This is a genomic window from Massilia sp. CT11-108, assembly GCF_047302915.1.
In the GTDB taxonomy this organism is placed as follows: Bacteria; Pseudomonadota; Gammaproteobacteria; order Burkholderiales; family Burkholderiaceae_D; genus Telluria; species Telluria orientalis.
This window is the reverse complement of record NZ_JBKYMO010000622.1, coordinates 1-2,805: the sequence shown is the minus strand read 5'-3', so window position 1 is coordinate 2,805 and position 2,805 is coordinate 1. Positions and strand designations below refer to the sequence as shown.

4 protein-coding genes are annotated in these 2,805 nt (G+C 68.1%); 3 read left to right on the top strand and 1 reads right to left on the bottom strand.

The window, feature by feature from the left end:
- The coding region (locus ACEN88_RS28500; RefSeq protein ID WP_413345091.1) for a DUF3108 domain-containing protein at positions 1-933 on the top strand (933 nt) is incomplete at its 5' end.
- 3 nt (positions 934-936) lie between these two features.
- Positions 937-1,695: a DUF3108 domain-containing protein gene (locus ACEN88_RS28495; protein WP_413345089.1), complete on the top strand. Its 759-nt coding sequence runs from the start codon at positions 937-939 to the stop codon at positions 1,693-1,695.
- Here the strand turns inward: ACEN88_RS28495 and ACEN88_RS28490 are convergent.
- Complete coding sequence (locus ACEN88_RS28490; RefSeq protein WP_413345087.1) at positions 1,685-2,323, bottom strand: pyridoxamine 5'-phosphate oxidase family protein; 639 nt, start codon at positions 2,321-2,323, stop codon at positions 1,685-1,687. The genes ACEN88_RS28495 and ACEN88_RS28490 overlap by 11 nt on opposite strands.
- A gap of 89 nt (positions 2,324-2,412) precedes the next feature.
- Between ACEN88_RS28490 and ACEN88_RS28485 the strand changes: the two genes are divergently transcribed.
- Positions 2,413-2,700 (top strand): GntR family transcriptional regulator, encoded by a 288-nt coding sequence (locus ACEN88_RS28485; RefSeq protein WP_413345085.1) that lies wholly within the window; start codon positions 2,413-2,415, stop codon positions 2,698-2,700.
- Positions 2,701-2,805: the final 105 nt, after the last annotated feature.

Here is a 2,805-nt window from a genome sequence, read left to right as displayed (position 1 = left end):
GAGCCGCCGCCGTTGCCCGAGATCGATCCGGAGCCCGTGGTGCCCGCCGCGCCGCCGCCCGCTCGTTCCGATGGGGCGTTGACGCCGGAATCGGACGGTCTCGCGGCGCCCGATGCGGCGGGACAGCAAACGGGGCAGGGTGGCGCCGCCGCCGGTGCGGACCCCGTACAATCCACGACACAGGACGCGGCACCCCAGGCGCAGGTCCAGCAGGAAGCGGCACCGAAGCCCCAGCCGGCCGCGCCCGAAGCGCGCCGTTACAAGGTCGACATGCCGCCTTCGGCCGACATCACGCTCGACGTCGCGCGCACGGACGCGAACGGCACGAAGTGGAGCGGCGACGCGCTGCTGTCCTGGCGGGTGACGCCGTCCAGCTACCGCGTGAAGATCGAGGCCGGCATCCGCGTCGTGTTCGCGCACGTGAACCTGCTCACCCTCACGAGCGAGGGCACGGTTGGAGACGAAGGATTCGTCCCCACCTTGATGACGGAGAAGCGGCGCGGACGCGCCATGACGGCGACGCATTTCAATCGCCAGGAGGGCACGCTGACGTTTTCGGCATCCGGCGCGAAGTATCCGCTCGTGCCGGGCGCGCAGGATAAAGCCAGCGTGCCGCTGCAGTTGGCGGCCATCGCGCGCGGTGATTCGAAACAATTGTCGGGAAATATCGACATCCTTGTCGGCGAAGACCGCGACGCAAGCGTTTTCACCTTCACGGTGGCCGGACAGGAACAGCTCGACACGCCGCTGGGCCGCATCGCCACGTGGCACTTCGTGCGTCCACCGAAACCCGGCTCGTACAATTCGCGCCTGGAACTCTGGCTGGCGCCGGCCTATGGCTGGTATCCGGTACAGATCCGCAACGTCGAGGCGAGTGGGGCCGTAACGACCCAGACCGCGAGCAAAATCGTGATTCAACAAGCAGGAAGCTGATATATGAAAAATGTTTTGAAGACGGCAGGCGCAGGGGCAGTATTGATGACCGTGCTGGGCGGCCAGGCGGTCGCGGCGGAAGAACATCCGGCCATCAAGCGCCCGTTCGACCTGCCGCCGTCGGCCGACCTGACCTATTCCATCGGCGCGCGCCAGCGCGGCTTCAACCTGAGCGGCGATGCGACGCTCACCTGGCGCGCCAACGACAGTAAATATTCCGTCAACGCCGAGTCGCGCGTGGCGCTGCTGGGCAAGCTGACGGAAAACCGCAGCACGGGCATCGTCGACAACTGGGGCCTCGCACCGACGGAGTACTACGACAAGCGCTTCCGCAAGGACCCGACGACGGCCACCTTCGACCGCGACGGCAAGACCATCACCTTCAGCGACGGCGACAAGACGTATCCGATCAAGGGTGGCGAGCAGGACCGCGTGTCCGTCTCGTGGCAACTGGTGGCGGTGGCGCGCGCCGCGAAGGACAAGTTCAAGCCGGGGTCGGAATGGCAGTTCTTCGTCATCGGCCCGCGCGATGCGGACCCGTGGACGTTCCGCGTCGTGGGCCGCGAGAAGGTGCAGGCCGGCGCGTCGCTGGGCGAAGTGGATGCCGTGCACGTGATGCGCGCCCCGCCGCCGGGTTCCAGGGACCAGTCGCTCGACATCTGGCTGGCGCCCGGCCACGAGTGGTATCCGGTCAAGCTGCGCTTCACCGACAACGACCGCGACTACGTCGAGCAGACGCTCGAACGCATCGTCAAGAAGTAGCCCAGTCCTTTACGTAGGCCGGCGCCGCGGCCGCGCAATGCGCGTCCGGCACCGGCGTTCCGCGCGCCTGTGCGAGCGGCAGCACGCCGGCCCACGCGGCGATGTGCATGTCCTCCTCGTCGTCGTTCGGCGGACCCGTACGCACCTTGCACGCGGCTTCGTCCAGTGCAATGCGCATCACGGTCGTCGCCGCGAATTCCTTGTCGTTCCCCGGACGGATCCCTGCCTGCCGGCCCGGCGCCAGGTGCTCCATGAAGTCGGCCAGCGCGTCGCGCTTGGCGGGTTCGCCGACGACCTCGAAGCGACCGTAGACCATCGCGCTGCGGTAATTCATCGAGTGATTGAAGGCGGAGCGCGCGAGCACGAGGCCGTCCACGTGCGTGATCGTCACGCAGCAGTCCTGCTCCGTCAGGCGCTGCAGCATGCGGCTGCCGTTCGACCCGTGGATGTACAGGTAATCGCCGCTGCGCCAGCAGGCGGTGGGGATGCAGTGCGTGCCGTGCGCGTCGGCGAAGGCGATGTGGCAGACGTAGGCGGCATCGACGATGGCGTGCAGCAGGGCGGGGTCGTAGGATGCGTTGCGCGCGATGCGCTTGACCTGGGTGCGGGTGGAGGGAGCGGTATTCATGGCCTCGATGTGGTGAATGGAAGCCGCACTATAATGGTCAAGTTGGCCCCAGCAACAGATCCAGGGGCGCGCTATTTCATGGAGCCACGATGGATTATTCGCTGCTGCTGGACGCCTTCGGCCGCGACCACGCGCATCACGCCTGGCCGCGCCAGCGCCTGCTGCACGAATGCCTGCGCGCCGCGATCCGCGACGGCACGCTGGCCGCCGGCACGCGCCTGCTTGCGACGCGCGCGCTGGCGCAGGAGCTGGGCATCGCCCGCAACACGGTGCTGTACGCGTACGAGCAGCTGGCGTGCGAAGGCTTCGTCATCCCGGACCGGCGCGGCACCGTGGTCGCCGGCATCGCGCCGGCGCGCAGGACCTGCGGACCGTGAACGGCACGGCCAGTGTCGCGCTGCCGTTCACGCCCGGCGTGCCCGACCTGCGTGCATTCCCGCTGGCGCAGTGGCGCCGCCTGCTGGACCGCGCATGGAGGGGCC